The sequence below is a fragment of the Neisseria sp. P0021.S006 genome (genome assembly GCF_051956895.1).
Genome location: NZ_JBQCWZ010000807.1, coordinates 1 through 647 on the forward strand (window position 1 = coordinate 1; position 647 = coordinate 647).

At 49.8% G+C, this 647-nt stretch carries 1 protein-coding gene; it reads left to right on the forward strand.

The genetic code is table 11. The features are described 5' to 3' along the window. Nucleotides 1–131 precede the first annotated feature (131 nt). Nucleotides 132–623, forward strand: a complete 492-nt coding sequence (locus ACTHUM_RS17215; RefSeq protein ID WP_003678851.1) for a hypothetical protein — start codon at nt 132–134, stop codon at nt 621–623. Nucleotides 624–647: the final 24 nt, after the last annotated feature.

Below are 647 nucleotides of genomic sequence, written 5' to 3' on the forward strand. Positions count from 1 at the left end.
GAATGATATATTCGTTTCTATCTTGTTTTTCAGACGGCCTTGCGCCCTTTTACCAATACTAACACCAGCCCCCCCGCAAAAATACTATACTTCCCACATTACAAACATTTCTTATTACAAGGATACACATTATGAAAAAAGTTCTCTTACCTGCCCTTTTGGCCGCTTCACTCAGCGCATGTACAGTCGGCACGCCCGGCGTTTCCGTCGGTTTAGGCGTCGGCACCAGCATCGGCCGCCACGTCGGCCTGGGTACATCCATCAACATTCCTGTCGGCTTGGATAAAACCAAAACCACCAAAGGCACGGATTCAGACGGCATCCGTATCTCAGAAGAACAAATTGTGACCTATTTTGATGCACACGGCACACCCAGCAACAGCGCAGTCAAAGGCGGTTTCCATCGCCAACTGATCAGCAAACGCAACAACGAATATGTCGTGCAAGACTTTTACAGCGACAACAGCCAAAAACGCACGGACCCCTACGTCCTCAGCCGCAACCAACTGATGCAGTTCCGTGCCACGCCAAGTAACGGCTCGTTAACCACTTACGCTTACAACGGCACGGTGATGCAGCAACAAGTATTCCAAAACGGCAAATTGGTTAACGCCAAATACTAAAGGCCGTCTGAAACGGCTGGGGAG